Source organism: Devosia sp. Z6_126 (genome assembly GCF_058133495.1).
Map to the genome: position 1 here is coordinate 392,604 of NZ_JBYUNO010000001.1, position 19,650 is coordinate 412,253.

Annotated in this window: 18 protein-coding genes; 6 read left to right on the forward strand and 12 right to left on the reverse strand. The window is 62.3% G+C overall.

The window, feature by feature from the left end:
* Positions 1 to 49 precede the first annotated feature (49 nt).
* The 7 genes from AC3YOG_RS01990 to AC3YOG_RS02020 all read right to left on the reverse strand — a co-directional run bounded on the left by AC3YOG_RS01990 (position 50) and on the right by AC3YOG_RS02020 (position 7,025).
* Positions 50 to 451, reverse strand: coding sequence for a hypothetical protein (locus tag AC3YOG_RS01990; RefSeq protein ID WP_127751850.1), 402 nt, complete (start codon positions 449 to 451; stop codon positions 50 to 52).
* A 215-nt stretch (positions 452 to 666) separates the two neighbouring features.
* Positions 667 to 1,314, reverse strand: coding sequence for a hypothetical protein (locus AC3YOG_RS01995; protein ID WP_489933865.1), 648 nt, complete (start codon positions 1,312 to 1,314; stop codon positions 667 to 669).
* A gap of 2 nt (positions 1,315 to 1,316) precedes the next feature.
* Positions 1,317 to 3,590 (reverse strand): glycosyltransferase, encoded by a 2,274-nt coding sequence (locus tag AC3YOG_RS02000; RefSeq protein ID WP_489933866.1) that lies wholly within the window; start codon positions 3,588 to 3,590, stop codon positions 1,317 to 1,319.
* Between the two features lie 297 nt (positions 3,591 to 3,887).
* Positions 3,888 to 4,253, reverse strand: a complete 366-nt coding sequence (locus AC3YOG_RS02005) for a DUF6481 family protein (RefSeq protein ID WP_489934541.1) — start codon at positions 4,251 to 4,253, stop codon at positions 3,888 to 3,890.
* A gap of 176 nt (positions 4,254 to 4,429) precedes the next feature.
* Positions 4,430 to 5,632: a 3-oxoadipyl-CoA thiolase gene (gene pcaF / locus AC3YOG_RS02010; RefSeq protein WP_489933867.1), complete on the reverse strand. Its 1,203-nt coding sequence runs from the start codon at positions 5,630 to 5,632 to the stop codon at positions 4,430 to 4,432.
* Entirely contained in the window at positions 5,629 to 6,306 is a 678-nt protein-coding gene (locus AC3YOG_RS02015) for a 3-oxoacid CoA-transferase subunit B (protein WP_489933868.1), read from the reverse strand. The genes pcaF and AC3YOG_RS02015 overlap by 4 nt, the downstream gene beginning before the upstream one ends.
* Positions 6,303 to 7,025 (reverse strand): 3-oxoacid CoA-transferase subunit A, encoded by a 723-nt coding sequence (locus AC3YOG_RS02020; RefSeq protein WP_127751845.1) that lies wholly within the window; start codon positions 7,023 to 7,025, stop codon positions 6,303 to 6,305. Before AC3YOG_RS02020 ends, AC3YOG_RS02015 begins: the two co-directional genes overlap by 4 nt.
* 110 nt (positions 7,026 to 7,135) lie before the next feature.
* On the opposite strand from AC3YOG_RS02020, the gene AC3YOG_RS02025 reads away from it, so the two are divergent.
* A complete protein-coding gene (locus tag AC3YOG_RS02025; RefSeq protein ID WP_172122299.1) occupies positions 7,136 to 7,894 on the forward strand; it encodes an IclR family transcriptional regulator domain-containing protein in 759 nt (252 codons plus the stop codon).
* A gap of 10 nt (positions 7,895 to 7,904) precedes the next feature.
* Here the strand turns inward: AC3YOG_RS02025 and AC3YOG_RS02030 are convergent, their stop codons facing one another.
* Positions 7,905 to 8,918 (reverse strand): NAD(P)H-quinone oxidoreductase, encoded by a 1,014-nt coding sequence (locus AC3YOG_RS02030; protein WP_489933869.1) that lies wholly within the window; start codon positions 8,916 to 8,918, stop codon positions 7,905 to 7,907.
* A gap of 251 nt (positions 8,919 to 9,169) precedes the next feature.
* Between AC3YOG_RS02030 and AC3YOG_RS02035 the strand changes: the two genes are divergently transcribed.
* The 3 genes from AC3YOG_RS02035 (at position 9,170) to AC3YOG_RS02045 (ending at position 12,048) form a co-directional block, all read left to right on the forward strand.
* Positions 9,170 to 9,958: a helix-turn-helix domain-containing protein gene (locus AC3YOG_RS02035; RefSeq protein WP_489891000.1), complete on the forward strand. Its 789-nt coding sequence runs from the start codon at positions 9,170 to 9,172 to the stop codon at positions 9,956 to 9,958.
* Between the two features lie 129 nt (positions 9,959 to 10,087).
* Positions 10,088 to 10,549 (forward strand): tripartite tricarboxylate transporter TctB family protein, encoded by a 462-nt coding sequence (locus AC3YOG_RS02040; RefSeq protein WP_489933870.1) that lies wholly within the window; start codon positions 10,088 to 10,090, stop codon positions 10,547 to 10,549.
* A gap of 2 nt (positions 10,550 to 10,551) precedes the next feature.
* Positions 10,552 to 12,048: a tripartite tricarboxylate transporter permease gene (locus AC3YOG_RS02045; protein WP_489933871.1), complete on the forward strand. Its 1,497-nt coding sequence runs from the start codon at positions 10,552 to 10,554 to the stop codon at positions 12,046 to 12,048.
* Positions 12,049 to 12,243: 195 nt separating this feature from the next.
* Here the strand turns inward: AC3YOG_RS02045 and AC3YOG_RS02050 are convergent, their stop codons facing one another.
* Both AC3YOG_RS02050 and AC3YOG_RS02055 read right to left on the reverse strand, forming a co-directional pair.
* The gene (locus AC3YOG_RS02050; protein WP_489933872.1) at positions 12,244 to 13,626 is read right to left on the reverse strand and encodes an MmgE/PrpD family protein; all 1,383 of its coding nucleotides are present in this window, start codon (positions 13,624 to 13,626) and stop codon (positions 12,244 to 12,246) included.
* A gap of 153 nt (positions 13,627 to 13,779) precedes the next feature.
* Positions 13,780 to 14,754 (reverse strand): Bug family tripartite tricarboxylate transporter substrate binding protein, encoded by a 975-nt coding sequence (locus tag AC3YOG_RS02055; protein WP_489933873.1) that lies wholly within the window; start codon positions 14,752 to 14,754, stop codon positions 13,780 to 13,782.
* Between the two features lie 436 nt (positions 14,755 to 15,190).
* On the opposite strand from AC3YOG_RS02055, the gene AC3YOG_RS02060 reads away from it, so the two are divergent.
* Together AC3YOG_RS02060 and AC3YOG_RS02065 are read left to right on the forward strand one after the other, a co-directional pair.
* A complete protein-coding gene (locus tag AC3YOG_RS02060; protein WP_489933874.1) occupies positions 15,191 to 16,057 on the forward strand; it encodes an alpha/beta fold hydrolase in 867 nt (288 codons plus the stop codon).
* An 80-nt stretch (positions 16,058 to 16,137) separates the two neighbouring features.
* A complete protein-coding gene (locus tag AC3YOG_RS02065; RefSeq protein WP_489933875.1) occupies positions 16,138 to 16,776 on the forward strand; it encodes a hypothetical protein in 639 nt (212 codons plus the stop codon).
* A 60-nt stretch (positions 16,777 to 16,836) separates the two neighbouring features.
* On the opposite strand, the gene AC3YOG_RS02070 is transcribed toward AC3YOG_RS02065, so the two are convergent.
* A complete protein-coding gene (locus AC3YOG_RS02070; RefSeq protein WP_489933876.1) occupies positions 16,837 to 18,156 on the reverse strand; it encodes a serine hydrolase domain-containing protein in 1,320 nt (439 codons plus the stop codon).
* Positions 18,137 to 19,627, reverse strand: coding sequence for an alginate export family protein (locus tag AC3YOG_RS02075; protein WP_489933877.1), 1,491 nt, complete (start codon positions 19,625 to 19,627; stop codon positions 18,137 to 18,139). The genes AC3YOG_RS02070 and AC3YOG_RS02075 overlap by 20 nt, the downstream gene beginning before the upstream one ends.
* Positions 19,628 to 19,650 lie beyond the last annotated feature (23 nt).

Consider the following 19,650-nt stretch of genomic DNA (forward strand, 5'->3'; position numbering starts at 1 on the left):
CGCTTCCACTGCTATCCCGCGCCAGTATTAGCAAGTAAACGCCAGTAATTCAGCCGGTCGACCCAATCGGAAATCCATTGAACTGATCGGAGTCAACGGCCGCGACCACGGTGGTTCCGGCCACGAAACTGGCGCCCCCGCCAAGCAGAACGCTCCGGACGATTTCCCGGAAAACTTCGCGGGACCGGAATGATCCTTCCACGATCAATGCAGCCAAGTCTTCAACGCTGACAATCTGCCCGTTGAAGGCAATGTCGGTCACGCCAATGGCCTGCAGCCGCACCAATAGCCTCAGTGCATCCTGGTCGTCTCCGGCCTCGACAAAATTTTGCACCGCCTGCAGATACAGCCCTGGCTCCACGTCATAGGCAATCGCAGGCGCGGCAACGCTGGCCATCATCGTCGCCGACGCGATGGCGATGGTCAGTTTCCGAAGATCAGATCGTTTCATTTCAGGCTCCTTTGAAGTCCCGAACTCAATGTGCCGCCCCGAGCTTGGTTCAAAGATACGCCCGCAGTAGTGGCCCGCCCGTTAGTTGTTTCGTAACAATCTTAGACACGCAAACGCGATTTGGACTGTCGCCTCTCGGCGCTTCTCCTTTTCACGCAGTATGATTTTGCGCGCGTTTTGCAGTAAATAGACCTGAGTGTGCCATTTTGGGACACTCAAGCAAGGTCCAGCAGGCACAAGTCCACTGCCACTGTTGCAAGCGCTGCCCTAATCCCACCGAGCTCGCCAACACCATCCTCGGCCGGTCCTTCCACGTAAAGATTGCGGACCCGGTCACGGCCGTACAGCAGGCCGAGCGCTATCGATACCCGGGTCTGGTCGGCGAAAAACTCTGCATTGGTATGGACTTGGCCAAAGGCATGCAGCGCAGAGCTGCGGGTTTCAGGGAAAACGAAATCGCCCGACCAGTCCAGCCGCGTCAAAGGAACCGTGTCGGGTAAGCGCGGCACGACGGGCGTGCCCCGGTCGCCCCGAGCCTTCTCGCAAACAACATCGACCTCTCCGGTGGATATGGTGCGGAAATGACCATCCACATTGTTGATGTTGGCCCCCTCGCGCAACACCATCCGGATCGCGTCCGCATAGTCCACACCGATCTTTGTGCCAGCAAACTCGAAGACTTCACCGCAATAGCGTGCCGTTAATATTGCTACCGCCAGAGGTAGGCTCTGGGATTTGAGGTCAATGTCCTGCTGCCGAAAGATGATCACCGGCAACATAGGCAAAGCATCAGTATAGCAGTTGCTCGCAAGCTCCACGCGGGTTTCACCGAGAACGGGATCGTAGCTGGCCTCGAACTTCATGATCAGTGCCCCTTGGACCCAAGCGTAAGCTCGCTGAGTTCCCCGTTGGAGGCAATCTGATGGAAAAGGAGGCCGGTTTGCTGCTCAAGGCCGAACTTGAACTGGCGGATTTCATCATAGCCTTTGATCGGCGGCGAAACGAGGCAGTAGACTTGCCCCCGCTCGTTGTAGTCGGAAACGATCCGCAGGGTTTGCCCCATCGCCGAGCGCCCATTCACCATATTGAGGCAGGCCATGAGGGTGGAAAGATCGTTGAACTCTTCGGACCTGAGCACTCGCTCGCCCGCCTTGACCGCCAGGTCCTTCCAGTTGAAGGGGACCTCACGGTCCAGCTCCCCTTGCCGAACGGAAGTAAGACGGCAGGGAAGATGCAGTAACGTCTCCATCTCGCCCTTGAGCTTTCTCGCTCGTTTAAGCCCCCGCACCGGTGCTGAGCGAAAGTAGATGGGCTGGTTAAGGCCCGCTCGTCTGGTACACAGATCACCCGCAGACACGGCAAAGACCGCTTCAAGCAAGCCGCCATTGACCTTGAAGCGCCCACTGGACGGCTGATCCTCCCCGGCCCCACCCGCAGCGTCCGGCACGGCCTTTGCCGAAGCTCCGGCTGGGCCAAGCGTCGCCGCGGCGGTTGCGCCCTCACCGGTGAAGGCAGAGATCGGGACGTAGATTTGCCACTGCCCGACATAGCCTGGAATCAGCTCGGCCAGAGTATCGATCGACAGCTGGTTGCGACAGTAAACTTCGTTGTCGCTTTCTTTGGCTTTCTGCGCCAGACCTTCATTTTTGTTCCAGCCGTAAGTATTTTTCACCCTCGTGCGCGCAGTTTGCCCATTTGATGCTTGCCGCGCCGTGCCCGTTATCGTGACGTTGCTTGAATGATAACGCCGCAGGGTCACGAAGCTGCCGGTATGGCCGATCTCAAAGCCCATCACCGCCATGCGCAGGGCAAGATCGAGATCGGAGCCCAAAGAGAAAGCCTCGTCATAGGGAAGCGCCTGCAGCACATCCCGGCGATAGAAGCTGGCGGGATGGGCGGTGATCTTGCCGGTGCCCCGCAACAAGGTCGCCGCAGTACGCTGCTTGCCGCTGTTGCGCTCGATCACGCCCGTGCTCTCGTCGAAGTCGATCCAGCCCCCGTGCGAGCCATGGAGTTGCCCATTGCGCTCGAAATTGCGCAGGTGATCGCCCAGGCGGTTGGGCAGGGCAATGTCGTCATCATCGACAACGCAAATATAACGGCCGCGGGCGCCTTGGGTGATGAGGTTGCGCGCGCCGGGAATCGAGGCGATCTCCGTGGATTCGAGGCGAAGTAGCCCCCCGGCCCAAGCGATCTTGTCCAAGGACCTGCGCAGTTCCTCCACTGCCTCTGGACTGGAGCCATTGTCGATCACGAGGATTTCGAAGTCTTCGTCGATCTGGCCGCGGAAGCTGTCGATGGCTTCCCGGATCATGCGCAAATGGTTGGGGCGCTCGGTGGTGGCGATACCGAGAGTCACCAAAGGCGTACTGCCCTTGAGGACCTCTGGAGCCGCGAGTTCGGCGAAGTTGGAATGGGGAAACAGCATCGAGCGCAGCACGCTCTTATCGGTATGAGCGATTTTCTGGTTGGTTTGACGCAGCTTGAGGATGCCGTTCATGCCCGTCGAGGGTGCGTGCCAGACGTGGAAGATTTGCAGCGCTTGTGGATCGGCCCAGTGCAGGGTGCGGCCGGAACGGCGCACTCGTTCGGCGAAATCGTTGTCCTCATTGCCCCAGCCCGTGAAGCGGGAATCGACGCCGCCGATCTCCTGCCAGGTGGAACGGGAGAAGACGACGAGGCCACCCTGCCCCCATTTGGCGCGCAAGCGGCCGTTCGGGCGTCTGCCCTCGAGTACCAGTGCCAAGGCATCGCTGACGGAATAGCTTTGGTGCAAGTCGGTCGCCTGGGCGATACCGACCCCCAGCCGCCCCGCGGCAGCTTCGATGACCAGGCGCTCGAGTTCCCCCTTGCTGCTCGCCGAGATCAGCATGTCGGAATCCGCCTTGGCGATCACGTCGTTGACCGCGAGCAGAACGCCGGCATTGATGGCTTCGCCACAACTCCACACCGCGGCCTCGAGCCGAACCACGCTGGCTAGCGGCGCGATGTCGTCCCGGAGAACAATCGGCTCATCCGAGCCGAAATCGATCACCAAAATTTCGGTCAAAAAGGGCGCATCAAGCGCGGCAAAGCTGTCGATGCAGGCCTCTATCCGTTCGGTGGGCCAGTTGCGGACAGGAAGAACCAGCGAGAGCATGGGTGATATCCTTGCCGTCGAACCACCGGCGGCTCGCCGAACTCCTCAGGGATATCTTGTCTCAAGCACGGCGCCACAACGGACCTCTAAGATGACCGCGGCGCTTTGAGTTAATCACCAATCAGCAATGGTGCGATTGCAACGGCTAGTTTGTGGCAATATTTCACATCTGCCACCTGCAGCGGCCGCGAGGATGCGCGCAGCGCATCCTCGATCCGGCATGGCTTGGGCCCACCGAGGACAGGGTTGCCGGGCTGGTCCCATCACGTGGGCCCCACCCAATTGCCCCCTAGCGACTTACCGCTGGCGGGCCTTGCGCGCAGCATAACGCCGATCCCGCTCAGCTTTGCGTTCAGCCGCTTCGGCTTCCTTCGCCGCCGCAGTCGCGGCCGCGTCAGCCTCGGTATTCAGGCTCGCTTCGGCTTGGGATTGGGCGGCAGCTGCCTGTTCAGCCGCTTTGCGCTCCGCTTCGGCCAGCTTGAGGCGCAGCTTTTCGGCCTCCCGGGCCTCACGGGCCACTGCGGCGGCTTCCTTTTCCGCACGCTTGCGATCGAGCTCGGCCTGATCGGGCTTGGGGGCAGATTTCACCCGCTCAAGGAGCTGCTTCTTGGCTTCTAATGCGGTCTCCCGGCGCTTGGCAAAATTCTCTCTTTCATTCTTCACGGGCTTTCCTAACAAGGTCGTTGGCGATAATGGCGCCTTGATAAACGAAAAGCGGGCGATGTGGTGCAATTTGCCCGGTGCACAGTGTCGCTTTTTTCGAGTGCAAACGGGTCAGCGCCAAACCGGGGTTCGGAAAGCCGCCTAGCCCCAGCGTTGCCCGACCGGCACTCAGTGCTTCAGACTGCTTCCAAGGCCACCGCAATCCCCTGGCCAACCCCGATGCACATTGTAGCGAGAGCCCGCTTTTTGCCGCCGCGCGAAAGTTCTAGAGCCGCGGTTCCCGCGATGCGCGCCCCGCTCATGCCTAGCGGATGTCCAAGCGCAATCGCGCCACCATTGGCATTTACCTGCGGGGCGTCCTCGGGAATGCCCAACTGCCGCAGCACTGCGATGGCTTGACTGGCAAAGGCTTCGTTCAGCTCGATATGGTCGAAATCGGCGGGGGCCAGTCCCAAGCGGGCGCAGAGCTTTTGGGTCGCCGGCACCGGACCCATGCCCATGATGCGGGGTGGCACGCCAGCCGTGGCTCCACCCAAAATCCGCGCAATCGGGGTCAAGCCGTGCCGAGCGGCGGCCGCTTCGCTGGCGATGATCAGCGCCGCGGCGCCGTCATTAACGCCCGAGGCATTGCCGGCCGTCACGGTGCCGGCGGCAAACAGCGGGCGCAGCTTGCCCAGCGTTTCGAGGCTGGAGCCGGCGCGGGGATGCTCGTCAGTGGCAACGCTGAGGGGCTCCCCCTTTTTTTGCGCGATGGCGACTGGCACAATTTCGAGCGCCAGGCGGCCATTGGCTTGGGCGCGCAAGGCGTTTTCCTGGCTGCGCAAGGCAAAGGCGTCCTGCGCCTCGCGCGTGATTGCATAGTCACGCGCGACATTCTCGCCGGTCTGGGGCATGGAATCGACCCCATAAAGCGCTTCCATCTCGGGGTTGACGAAGCGCCAGCCGATCGTGGTGTCGTGGATCTCGGCATGACGCGAAAACGCTGTCTCGGCCTTTGGCATGACGAAAGGCGCGCGGCTCATCGATTCGGTTCCGCCCGCGATCAGCAACTCCGCCTCTCCCGCCCGGATAGCGCGGGCGGCGGTGATCACCGCATCCATCCCCGAGCCGCACAAGCGGTTGATGGTCGTGCCGGTGATGCCCACTGGCAGACCGGCCAATAAAAGGCTCATGCGCGCCACATTGCGATTGTCTTCGCCGGCCTGGTTGGCATTGCCGAAGATCACGTCGTCAACCGCTTCCCAATCGAGTTGCGAAAACTGGGCCATGAATGCCCGGAGCGGCACCGCTCCCAGATCGTCCGGGCGTACGGACGACAAGGCGCCGCCGAAGCGTCCAATTGGGGTGCGCTTATAGGCGCAGATCAAAGCGTCGGTCATTTCAGGTCCTCCGGAGCGGTGAGGTCGGAGATGTCGCCCTCGATGATCAGTTCGGCCCCGGTGAGCTCCTGCAGTTCCTCAAGGCTTACCCCGGCAAGCTTTTCGCGCAGCACAAAGCCGCGCGCGTCGATGTCGATCACGGCCAGGCTCGAGTAGACCCGGGTAACGCAGCCCACCCCGGTCAGCGGCAGGCTGCAGCGCTTGACCAGCTTGGGACGGCCATCCCGGGTGACATGGTCGGTAATCACCGCAACCCGTTTGGCGCCGTGCACCAGATCCATTGCCCCGCCCACTGCCGGCACGCCCTTGGGACCGGTGCTCCAATTGGCAAGATCGCCATTTTCGGCAACTTCGTAGGCGCCCAGGATCGCAACATCCAAATGCCCGCCGCGCACCATGGCGAAGCTGTCGGCGTGGTGGAAAAACGCAGCTCCGGGCTTGAGCGTCACAGCTTTCTTGCCGGCATTGATCAGGTCCCAGTCTTCTTCGCCCGCGGCGGGGCTCTCACCGAAGTTCAAAATGCCGTTCTCGGTGTGGAAGATGGCCTGCCGCCCCGGTGGCTGGAACTTGGCAACCATTTCGGGAAAACCGATACCCAGATTGACATAGGAGGCGTCCTGGATGTCCTGCGCGGCGCGCCAGGCGATCTGGGCGTTGGAGAGCTTGGGGGTCATGCGTAGGCTACTCCGGCGCGCATCAGCGCTTCTTCCTGTTGTGCATCTGCGATTTCAATGACCCGGTCGACAAAGAGGCCCGGGGTAATCACCTGCTCGGGATCGATCTCACCGGGCTCGACTACACGCCTGGCCTGCACGATGGTGAGTGCCGCGGCAGAGGCCATCAACGGCGAGAAATTGCGCCCCGCTTTGCGGTAGGTCAGATTGCCGTGGCGATCCGCCAGCTCCGCCTTGATCAGCGCTGCGTCGGCCTTGAGCCAACGTTCCTGCACATAACTGCGGCCATCGAACTCCCCGATCGGCTTGCCCGCGGCAAGGTCGGTGCCAAAACTGGTCGGGGTGTAAAAGGCCGGGATACCAGCGCCGCCGGCTCGGATGCGCTCGGCCAGCGTGCCTTGCGGCACCAATTCCAGCTCGATCTCGCCGGCCAGGTATTTCTCGGTGAAGGCGCGCGGATCGGCGGAGCGGGGGAACGAGCACACCATCTTGGCGACCATGCCGGCGTCGATCATTGCGGCGATGCCGATGCGGCCATTGCCCGCATTGTTGTTGACCACCGTCAGGTTGTTCGGGCTACCCGTCTGCCCGAACTGATCGATCAGCGCATGGATGAGCTCTATTGGAGCGCCCGAGCCACCAAAACCGCCGATCATCAGTGTCATGCCCGATTGGATGCCTGCCAATGCAGCAGGCAGATCGGCGACCGTCTTGTCCATGAGCAACCCCTTTGCTGTTGCGCTGGGATACCCAAATGGTGGGTTGGCCGGCAATGTGAATTGTGCGATATCTGGTCTTTGTTGACATATCGCACAACGGGCAGGTGACGGTGGCTGTATTGCAGCGCGACATGATGGGCGGGTTGGCCAAAGGGCTGGCCGCGATCGAAACCTTCACCGCCGAGCGTCCCCGCCAGTCCATTGCCGAGGTCTCCGCCGCTTCGGGGCTCGATCGCGCCACCGCGCGGCGATGCCTCCTGACCCTGGCGCAGCTGGGCTATGCCGATTACGATGGAAAATACTTCACCCTGACCCCGCGGGTGCTGCGTCTGGGAACGGCCTGTCTCGCGACAATGCCGCTGCCACAGCTGGTGCAGCCGCTGCTCGACCAGCTGTCCGAGCAACTGGGGGAAAGCTCTTCGGCCTCGATCCTTGATGGTGACGAGATCGTTTACGTGGCGCGGGCAGCGCAGCGGAAAGTGATGTCGATTGCCTTGATGCCGGGCTCCCGCTTACCCGCCTTTTGCACCTCGATGGGGCGCGTCATGCTCGCAGCCCTGCCGGAAAGCCAAGCGGCGGCCCGCTTGGCTGGACCACTGCCGCCGCGCACGCGTTACACCCGGACCCGGAGCCAGGATATCCTGGCAGAACTGGGCCGGGTGCGGGCCCAGGGATTTGCCTTGATCGACCAGGAGGTTGAGCTCGGCTTGCGCTCGATCGCCGTTCCGGTGATTACCTCGCGAGGGCAGACAGTGGCGGCCATCAATGTGGGCGTTTCGGCCAGCCAAGCTTCAATCGAGGCCCTGCCTGAGCTCTATCTCGCGGGCATGCAGTCCGTTCAGGCGGAGCTCAGGACAATGTTGCGCTGACCTATTCCCCTTAGGCGCGCCCCGGAACGTCTCGGGCCTGTTCCTCGTCCAGGGACAAAACTACCTTTCCCAACTGCTCGTTGGCATCCAGCACCGCGTGAGCCTGCTGGACCTGGGTAAGCGGGAACACCGAATGAATTCGGGTGGTCATACGGCCGGTTTCAAGAAGCGGCCAGACCTGGGCGACAAGTGCCTGCGCGATCTTTCCCTTATAAGCTGGCGGGCGCGGGCGAAGGGTGGATCCTGTGAGCGTCAGCCGACGCCGCACCAGATCGCGGATATTGACCTCGGCGGTGGGACCCTGGTGACTGGCGATGAAGACCAGCCGCCCGTCAGGGGCCATGAGATCGAGTTGCACTTGCACATTGGGGCCGGCCTGAGCGTCAAGCGCAACATCGACGCAATGTTCGCCAGCATGGCGGCGAATGGCGCCGGCCCAATCCTCGCGATAGTCGAACACGGCATCGGCCCCCAGTTGGGTGCAGGCATCCCGCTTTTCAGCGGTGCTGGCGGTTGCAAATACCCTGGCCTGCCGCAGCAGCTTGGCGATTTGAATACCCGCCATCCCAACGCCGCTGGAGCCGCCCTGAACCAGCAGCGTTTCTGCTTCGCCCAGCCGGCCCAACCGGATGATGTTGTTCCAGGCGGTGAACAGAGCTTCGGGCAGCGAAGCCGCCTCGATGAAGCTGAAGCCCGCAGGAACCGGCATACATTGCACAGCCGGCACGACAACCTGATCGGCATAAGCCCCACCATTGGTGAGGGCGCAAACTGCGTCGCCAATCGCAAGGCCCGAGACGCCCTCGCCCACCGCCGCGATCCGACCTGCAGCGTCGAGGCCGGGAATATTGGTGACACCCGGCGGCGGGGGATAAAGCCCACGGCGCTGCTGGATGTCGGGGCGGTTGACGCTCGCGGCAAGCACCTGCAAGAGGACTTCACCCCGCCCAGGCACCGGCACCGGACCTTCAACGATCTGCAGCACTTCGGGCCCGCCAGGACGGGTAATTTCAACAATGCGCAAGCTGGCTTGCTCCTGTACTGGTGGAAGGGATCACCCGCCCGCGGGCTCATGGCGGAGCGCCGGGCAAAACGCCGCCGAACCGCACTGATCAAGGGACCGACCGATGCCGGCAATGACCCCGCCGGCTTGTATACGGTTTTTTGTCGTTGCCGGTGGACAGTTATCCGGCTAATCGCGGCCACCTATCCACCCTTGCGCGGCAGCGACAAATCCGCTTTGAGTGAGTTCCGGCAGGCGGAACGGAGGGGTGGATGCGGGAGCGTGACGACGAGGTGCGGGCGGCAAGCCGGGTGCTGGCCATTCTGCAGGCCATGAACCGGGAGCCGCACTCCACCATTCTGTCGCTGCATCAAACCACCGGGCTGCCGAAGCCAACCTTGGTGCGCCTGCTCAAGACCCTTGTGGGCAATGGCTTTGTCAGTAATGACCGTCGCCAGGCAGGCTACCAGATCACCTCCCTCGTTACCTCGCTCAGCAGCGGCTTTCACGGCGACCCGCTGGTGGTAGAGGCCGGGCGCGCCTGGGCAATGGAGCTCAGCGCGCGCTTCAAATGGCCGGTTGCCATTGCGGTGTTTGACCGTAACGCCGTGATCGTGCGCTATTCTACGGTGCATGACAGCCCGATCTCGCCCTTTCACGCCACCATCAATATGCGGCTGAGCCTCTTTACCCGCGCCCTGGGCCGCGCTTTCCTCGCCGCCTGCAGCGACGCCAGGATCGAGGAACTGCTGGCCGAGACATCCGCGGCGCCGGAGTTGGAGACCCCTTCGGATCGGGATCCCGACAAGGTTCGGCGCATGGTTCGCACCATCCGTGATCGCGGATATGCCATGCGCGATCCCGGAGCCGAACCGCGCACCTCCGACACGGTGGCGGTGCCGATCATGGGACGGGGTGGGGTGCAGGCGAGCATCGGCCTGACCTATTTCCGCACAGCGACCAATGCATTTGGCTCACGCGATGATTCCGTCGCCGCGCTCAAGCGCGCTGCCGAAGGCATCAATGCCGAGGTGGAACGGCTCACCGTGCATCGTGGCTAACCGTTCCGCGCAGCGGAATCTGCGCGGGGCAGCATTGTTCGATCGACATGCTCTAGCAAGGGTCGCTGCGTTGACTCGGTCGGTGCTCGCGCGCCGTTCCTGACTTTCCTGCCATTTGGACTTCCCACCATGACAATACATGCCGACCTTCTTGCCGCACTGATCTTCCTGGTCTTTGGCGCGATCGCCACGGTGGTGGGATGGGGCTATGGCTTTGGCACCTTCTCGGCCCTGGGGTCGGGCGCCATGCCGGTGCTTGCCGGGTGCGGCCTGTTGATCATGGGGGTGGCCCAACTGGTGCAAACGGCGGCAGCACGGCGGGCTGGACAGGCCTTTGTTTCCGCCTTCCCCCCCTCCGAGATGCGCCCACTGCTGGTGATCCTGGCGGCAGTGTTGGCCTTTGGTCTGCTGGTGGGTCCCCTTGGATTGCTGCCGGCGCTCACGGCGCTGGTATGCATCAGCTGGTTCGCCGAAAGTGGCGGACGGCGGCTTGAGATGCTCGCCGTTCTGGCTGTCGTGGCAGTGCTAATCGTCGCCATCTTCTATTATGGCCTTGGCATCCCGTTCCGCCTCGTGGCCTGGAGGTTCTGAGCATGGATCTCTTTGCTTCGCTGGCCCTTGGGCTCCAGGTCGCCGTAACCCCGATCAACCTGATGTATTGCCTCCTGGGGGTGACCCTTGGAACCGCTATCGGCGTGCTGCCCGGTGTTGGACCGATCATCACCATCTCGCTGCTATTGCCGCTTACCTTCGGGCTCACGCCGGAAGCCTCGATCATCATGCTGGCCGGCATCTTTTATGGTGCGGCCTATGGTGGCTCCACCACGTCCATCCTTGTTAACTTGCCGGGGGAAGCGTCTTCGGCGGTGACCTGCATCGACGGCCACCAGATGGCGCGACAGGGCCGTGCCGGGGCGGCTTTAGCGGTAGCGGCGCTGGGCTCGTTTTTTGCCGGCACCATCGGCACCTTGCTGATCGCGCTCGCCGGGCCGCCATTGGCCCTCATCGCCATGCGCTTTGGCGCGGCAGAATATGCGGCCCTGGTTTTCGTCGCCCTGCTCAGCACCGCGGCGATGACGCGGGGTGGCGTGGTCAAGGGCGTCGGCGTGGCCCTGCTGGGGATGGCCTTCGGTTCGGTTGGCTCGGACGTGTCGACCGGCATGTTCCGGTTCACCTTTGGCATTCCCGAACTGCGCGATGGCATAGATTTCGCTGTGCTGGCAGTGGGACTGTTCGCCGTTGCCGAGATCATCGGCAATATCGGCGCGCCGCAGGGCGACGCAGTGTCCTCGCGGAATATTGGCCGGCTTTGGCCGAGCCGTGAGGACTTCCGGCGTTCCTGGCCAGCGGCGCTGCGCGGCACCGGCATGGGCGCGCTGCTGGGCGTGCTGCCGGGGGCTGGCTTGGCCATGAGCTCGTTCACCGCCTATATGGTCGAGCGCAGTGTTTCCAAGCATCCCGAGCAGTTCGGCAAAGGCGCCGTCGAGGGCGTTGCCGGGCCCGAATCGGCCAACAATGCGGCCTCCCAGACTGCCTTTATTCCCACGCTGCTGCTTGGCATTCCGGGCAGCCCGACCATGGCGCTGATGCTGGGGGCCTTCATGATCCATGGCGTGCAGCCAGGCCCGCGCATGATGGGTGACCATCCCCAGCTGTTCTGGGGGCTGATCGTTTCGATGTGGGTCGGCAATCTGCTTCTCGTGATCCTCAACCTGCCCCTGATCGGGCTCTGGGTGCGGCTGCTGCGTGTGCCCTATCACTGGCTTTATGTGTTCGTGCTCGCCTTTGCCTGCGTGGGCGTGTTCACCATGGGCTCATCGAGCTTTGACATCTATTCGCTCGTGTTCTTTGGTGCCCTTGGCTACCTGCTCAAGGCGGCAGGGTGCAACCCGGCCCTTTTCATCCTCGGCTTCATTCTGGGGCCCATGTTCGAGGAGAATTTCCGGCGCGCCATGACCTTGTCGCGCGGCGATCCAATGGTGTTCCTTGAGCGCCCGATCAGCCTGGCCTTCGTCTTGATCGGCATTGCGGTGCTGCTGGCGACCACGACTTCCTTTGTGCGGCGTGGGCGGGCGGAGGTCACCGAGTGATGGGGACGGTCGAGCAAACGGCCGGTTGCCCGAGCTTCGGGAAGCCGGCCTAGGCGACGGCGCCCGGATCGGTGTGCATGGCTTGGGATCGCTAGGGGCTGGCAGGCACGGTGGTGCCTGCCCTGCGGGATGTGTTGCCCGGCCGGTCCAGTTCTCGCGCCCCCGCGAAGTCGCCTGGGGCACGAGAACCGGTCATCACGCTTTGAGCTTGGCAAACAGGTCGTTGATGTCGTCGGCGCGCTCGAGCCGCAACAGCGATGCCAGGAGGGCGTTCGCCCGATCCGCGCCGATAACGTCATCGACATTGGCGTGGAACTTGGCGAAGTAAACACTGTCAGGCGCAGGGTTGCGGCGTGTGCCGACCATGTCCTCCACCGTATGGGTGAGGCTCCTGCCATCGGCCATCACCAGGGTCACCACTGCACGCGAGCGTGAAGTGTCGGCATCGGCCAGTGGATCTGCCACATGCACAACCTTGTCGGCGAGTGCATTGATGACCGGATTGCCCAGGCTTTCCGTGCTGTAGGAAGACTTGTTGAACCGCCCCAAAGCCAGCGCTTCCGCCACCGTATGCTGCAGGCTGATGCGGCCGTGCCAGGAGGTGCGCGGACGCCGCTTGTCCTCAACCGGCTCGCAAACGGTGCGGAAGGAGCGCCGCATGATCTCGCAGCGGATTTCGGCGATGTCCTCAAGGGCGAAGTCGTGCTGCGCCCGCAATTCAAGCGCGGCCGTAATGAAGGGCATCATCGTATAGGCGCATGGGTATAGCTTGGGCGCGATATTGAGCACTTCCCAGCGCGAACCCAGCCCCTCAACAAGGGTGTCAAAGCGGAATTGCACATCGGACTGAACATGGCTTTTGTACCAGCCAAAATTACCCTCGAACACGGCCGATGGCCCCGTCAGACCCTGCTGCGCAAGGGCAACGGCGCGGATGCCTGCGGCGGCGGCAAAGCCGACATGGAGGGTTTTGCTGTCGGCACCGTCCTGAAAGGCGCTGATCGAGCCCGCTGACAGACTGGCGGCTGTTCCAACCGCATCGGCCATGACGCCGACCGGAAGGCCACGGAGCCGGGCTACTGCATAAGCGGCGCCAAAAACGCCATAAACGCTGGTCGGGTGGAAACCCACTTCATGCATGCGCACCGGGGAAACCAGGCCCAGGCGGCACAGAATTTCGGAGCCAACCAGAACCGCTTCAAGCAGCTGCCGGCCGGTCTGCGGGGTCTTGTGCGCTTCGGCCAGTGCCGCAGCCAGAATGACGCCGGTGGGATGGATATTGCTCGCGATATGGGTGTCGTCGAACTCGAGTACCGCCGAAGCCACGCCATTGATGAAGGCGGCGCCGGCCAGCGAGGTTTCCGTAGCATCGCCAAGGGTCTGCGCGCCCCGGCCACCCCCATCGGCATCCTGCTGGGCGCGGCGGGCTGCTTCCACCGGGCGCAGCCGATGGGAGGCCAACATCACCCCAACCAGGTCAACTATGCGCAGCTTGGTGTTGTGAACCACCTCGGCGGGCGCATCATCGAGGGAAAAGCCAACGGCCCACTCGGCCAGCTGGGAACTCAAATTCGGCATGGGTGAGCCTTGATCGCAAAGAAAAAATGGCCGCAAGGCCGTTGTAAAGTACAGAGCAGTTGCAGCGCGGCGCGGGTGGAATGCAGCAGCCGCCTCGCGCCCGCGGCTAAAAATAGCCGGCAGCAGATTGCCGCCGGCTACGGGGAGTCTCGCTTATTTTGCGAGGCCGATTTCGGTCAGCACTTCATCAAACCGGTCGTACTCGGCCTGCAATGCGGCACCGAGTTCCGAGCCGGGCATGAAGCGCGGCGACACGCCGGCCTTTACCAGCTTGTCGGCAAATTCGGGCGTGTCATTGGCGGCCTTGAGGGCGTCCTCGATCATGGCAACCACTTCGGCTGGCATGTTGGCCGGGCCCATCACCATCTGCCAGCCCGTGCCGCTGATGCTGTCAATCCCCTGCTCTGCAAGGGCAGGCACATCGGGGAACTCGGCCAGGCGATCAGGACCGGGAACGGCTAGGGGGGTCAGCGCGTCCTGGCGGACCTGGGGAATGGCGGCAGCATCCATCATGAACTGCACATCCCCCGCCAACACCGCCTGCACCACCTGGGCGGCACCGGTATAGGGGATGTGCGTCGCCTCGATCCCCATCGCATCAAGCATATCGACCGTGGCCACATGCCCGGTCGAGCCAACGCCGACCGAGCCGTAGTTCAGCTCGCCTGGGTGTTCTTTGCCATAGGCGATGAACTCTTCCAGCGTGGCCACAGGCAGGGTCTTGGACGAGACCAGCATGCGCACGGCTTCGCTGACATTGGCGATCGGGGTGAAATCGTCAAAGGGGTCAAAACCCACTTCGGCCATATGCGGCGCCGTGGTGAAAATGGCATTGCCGCCCAGCAACAGCGTGGAGCCGTCGGCAGCTGCGCGCGAGACCTGTTCTGCTCCAATGGTGCCGCTGGCGCCGCCAACATTTTCCACCACGAAGTTGACGCCCAGTCGCCGGCTGAGTTCGTCAGCGACAATGCGCCCCACAATATCCCCGGCGCCACCGGCCGCATAGGGCACCACCATGGTGACGGTGTCGACGGGATAAGCCTCCTGCGTCAGGCCAGGGGCAGTTGTGGCGGCGCTCAGCAGCACTGCCAGTGCTGCGCTGCATGCGATCTTGGATTGTTTTGTCATGTTTCCTCCCGTTGGCCCTTTTGGCGCTCAGGTCCATGTTTCTGCCATGACCTTGCCGCGCCCGATAAATGCCTTGGCCGCATTTCGCATATCGGAATAGCCGCTCAAGCTCGCGCTGCATATTCCTCGCGCCGACCCGTCCTGGCCCTTTTTGGGCTTGCCGCAACTCAGTGTCCCTGCCCCTGACTTGCGGTGAGCTAATACGGACATTCTCTTACAATCGCCGTGCGTCAGCCCAAGCAAAGTTGGACCGTTCCGCAAGGAGAAACTCAGGGGTTATCTTAAGCCCTGCGGACTTCCAGAGGTGCCCACGCATTCCCCGCCCACGGGGCATGCAGTTTGTTGTCGCTTTTGTTGGCAGCGTGTCGGAACCTCGGGGTCCAGATCGTCGCTGGAGTGAGCCATGCTCGCGCCACCGATATTGAGGAGTCCAAAGATGATCCGAGCCACCATAGCTGCAGCCTTGCTGTTGACGAGTGCCATGGTTCATGCCCAGGAAGCGCCCAAGGGCGACTATGCCGAGGTGAACGGCATGCGCATGTATTACGAGGTGTCGGGCCAGGGCGAGCCGCTGGTGGTGCTGCACGGCGCTTATATGAACATCCCCGCCATGGGGCAGATCATCCCCATGCTGGCCCAAACCCACACGGTTTATGCGGTGGAGCTGCAGGGCCATGGGCGCACCAACGACATCGATCGCCCGATCACCTATCCCAACCTGGCCGACGATGTCGCCGCCTTCATGGACGCCGTTGAGCTCGAAAAGGCCGATGTGTTCGGCTATTCCATGGGCTCGGCCGCGGCCCTGCAATTGGCCATTCGCCATCCGCAAAAGGTGGACCAGCTGGTTGCTGCCTCGGTTTCCTATGACATGGCAGGCGCGCAGCCCGAATACCACGCCATGATCCCCACGATGACGCCCGAAATGTTTGTGGGCACTCCCATGGAGGACGAGTGGAAAAAACTCGCGCCTAACCCCGAGGCCTTCCGCCCCTTTGTGGAGCGCTTGATCGCGCTCGAGCATGAACCCATGGCCTGGGAGGAGGATGTGAAGGCACTCAAGCACCCGGTGCTGATCATCACGGGCGATGCAGATGTGGTGACGCTTGAGCATTCGGTAGCCATGTTCCGCCTCCTCGGTGGCGGGGCCATGGGCGATCTGGGCAATCCCCTGCCCGCCTCGCGGCTTGCGGTTTTGCCCGCGACCTCCCACACCGCGGTGATCGGGCAGGCCAACTTGCTCCATGCATTCATCGAGCCCTTTCTTCAAGGTGAAGCGCCCAAGGGCATGTTCGACAACTAAGGTTCTTTCTAGCCCTTGCCCGTCTCGGGCGGGGGCTGCCCGTTCTTGAAGCTGGCTGCGGCAGCACCTAATAAGAAGTTATGCCCAAGCCCAAAGCCGAGATGAACACTGACAACTGGCTGCGCCAGGAATGGCCGCTGCCCAGTGCCGCCACTTTGGGCTCCTTTGTGCGCGCCAAGGGGATTGTGCTGGAAATCCGGGCGCGCCTGCCGGGGCCGGTGAAAAAGTCGCTCGACCTCGAGGCGGGCCGGCTGGTTCTGAAGCTGCCCCCCACCGCCGGGGCTGAGTTTACGGCGGCGTCGACGATTGTTACCAAAGCCCTTGAAGGTATTGAAAGCCTGCCGGTGATCCCGCGCGAGATCGAGGATATCCTGACGATCTCCACCACTGAGCGCCACCGCTGGCTCAAGGATGGTCGCCTGCCTAGTGCTGGCACCCGCACAGTCAAGCTGGCCGGCCGCGCCAAGAAGATCACCTTCCACGTGTTCGATCCGCGCAAGGTCGAGGACATCCTTGATCGCGATATGGTGGTGAACTGGCGTGAAGAGGATGCGGCAACCAGAGCCGACAACCGGCGGCAGGCGGCCTGGAAGGCCAAGGTGAAGCGGGCGCAACAGAGTGGCACCGCAACTGCTCCTGCCCAAGAGAGCAGCCCTGACGAGGCCCGGCCGCAGCTGATTGGCTGGGAAGAGTTCGAGCGGGATGGTCCGCTGCGCTGATCTAGCGCTTTGTCCGGGTGGGAATATGCACCCCACCCGGAGCCAGGACGGGGCTAAGCCTTACTTGGCCGCAAAATAGTTGCCGAGCGCCTCGAAGGCCGGCAGGCTCGTCGGATCATTGGCCGAGTTGGTTGCTTGCGGATGGGAGCTGAACCGTGCGATCACCATCCGGGCTTCGGGATCGACATAGATGGACTGGCCGTGCACGCCCCGGGCCATGAAGGCGCCATGGGGGTTGTTGGTGATCCACCACATCGCCCGATAGCTCCAGCCCTTGAGCAGGTCATAGCCGGCCTTGGCAAAGGCTTCCGGGCTGCCGCCCGCACGGATACTGGTAATAGCTTCTTCGGGCACCAGTTGCTTGCCGTTGATGGAGCCGTTGTCGAGCATCAACTGGCCAATGCGGGCCAGATCGGTCAACCCCGCATTCAGGCCACCGCCTGCATAGGGCGTGCCGATCGAGTCCACCGTGTAGTACCCGGACTGATCCGCGCCCATCTGGCTCCAGATGCGTTCCGAAAGCACCTCGTTGATCGGCTTGCCGGTGACGCGGGAGATGATCCACCCCATCACGTCGGAATTAATGGTTCGATAGCCAAAGGCTTCCCCGTGTTCCCCGGATTTCTTGACGGTTTCCAGATACTGGAAATAGGTCCGGGGCCCCTTGTAGTCAGCGGGCTTGGGCAGAGGATTGCCCGCCGCCGAATAGGTCCAGATATCGGAATTAGGGTCGTTATAGTCTTCGGAATAGTCGAGCGCGGTGGTCATATCGAGCACCTGCCGCACCGTTGCATCGCCAAAACCGCTGTTCTCCAGCTCCGGGATGATCGAGCCGACGGTCGCATTCTCGTCGAGCTTGCCCTCCACCACCAGCGTTTCACCCAGGAGGCCCGTAACCGACTTGGTCACCGACATCAGGGCATGCTGGCCCAAATCGGTCAGGCAGCCTGAATAGCGCTTATAGACCACCACACCGTCATGCATGACGATGACGCCGTCCGAGTAGTTCGCCTGCAGCGACTCCGCCCATGTCATCGTGGTGTCGCCCCCGAGAGGGGTGAAGGTGATCGCATCAATGGCGGGATCGAGCACTTCCTCGAGCGGAACGGGGTCGCCGAGGCCCCGGCTCACATTGACGGTCGGCATGAGCTGGCGGAAATGGCAGACCGTCCAGCGCAGTTTGGGAAAGGCATAGGCGTCGGGATCATCGACGCGGATGATCTTGTCTTCAGGCGGCGGGGAACCAACCATCCAGCCCATCTTGTTGGGGTCAGATTCGGCGGCGTTGAGCACCGGTGCATCTTGGGCCAGCGCCGGAACCGCCAGCAGGGCGCAGAACAGGCCCGTCTTCAGGCTCAGCCTAGAAATTGACCACGACATTGACAAATCCTCCTGACCAAATCGTGTCCTTCTGGGTGATCTCGCGAATGCCTTCACCCGGGATGGACACGCTGAACCCGGCCGTCAAAAAGGCATTGGGGCTCAGAACGCGGTTGTACTCGATGAAAAAATCGTCGCTCAGATGGGCGTTGGTGACGCCCGAGATCTGGTAGGCTTCGCCGCCCACATCGATGGTCCTTGCGCCCTGTCCGAACTGAATTGGGCTGCCCAACTCATTGGCCCGAATATGGGCGTAACGCAGCGTGATCGTATCCACCTGGGTCGGCTTGACTGAAAGCGCCAGTTGGTGCGCGTTGACATTGGAATTGTTGAAGACCAGGGATGACTTGGAGCCGGTGGCCCAGGCATCGGGACTGCCTTCGTAATACAGCGGATCGAAGCGTTCGAAGCGCGAGGTCGTGGGATCGTCGCCCGAAAAGGTCTGGAAGGTGTAGGACAGCGATGGTGTCCAGGGCGCATCGGCAAAGGTGTAGCCGACCTGCGCTCGCCCGCCCCAGGCCGACATGTCGATCCGCGGATTCCATTCATAAGCGATGTCGCCGGACAGGAAGAAGTTCTCGTTGTCGGGATTGAACGGATTGCCGCGGCCATAAAGGTTGATGAAGCTGAGCCCCTTGCGTCCATCCGGGATCAATTCGGGGGCGCCGATGCCGTCGGGTGCCGCTTTGGGATAGGGCGACGTGGACTCCGGCACATGGCCAAGCGTGCCACCGACAAAAGTTTGCGTCGTCTTGTCATAGCGCAGATCGACGCCGACGATCTTGGTGCCGGTTTCGTTGTCGGGCTGCTCGTTTGGTTCAAGGTAAAATGCCGTTCCCTTGACGTCATCGAGCCCGATCGTGCCCAGGGCTGCCATGCCCCACGCCTTGTGCGGTCCGAGCTTGAGGGCGCCGCGCTCAAAGCCGTTCGAGCCGCCATTGGCCAGGAGCATGCCACTGCCGGCAACGAAATCCCTCGGCCCCAGCGACAGATCGATGGTCGGGCCGTTCTGGTTGGTGGTGCGGAGCGCCAGATAGCCTTCTTCGAGGGTGATCGCCCCGGTATTGCCGGTATCGAACGCGTCAATGCCCAAGGTGCCAGAGGCAATGGCGGACACCTTGCCGTAAAGGACCACCGAATTGTCGAGATCAAGAGTAAAGCTCAGCCCCGGCTCGATATAGCCCTCCAACCATTGCGCGTCGGTATCGACGCCGGGGGCAACCAGATCGGCCAGATCCCAGAATAGATTGTGCTCGACGACCCCGTTCACACCGGCTTGCAGATGTCCGCGCAGCATGAAGCCATTTTGGTCGATCAGCAGCAGCGGGTCCTTGCCGCCTTGGCTTTGAGTAATTTGTTCCTGGCTAGCTTCATCCTGGCTGGATCGGTCCTGCCCCAAGGCAGCCGGAACAAAAACGAGACTGGCGCAGAACAGGATCGTGGTGGCGCCTTGGGCGCAAAGATGAGGCATAACCGATACCCACCTGATGTAAC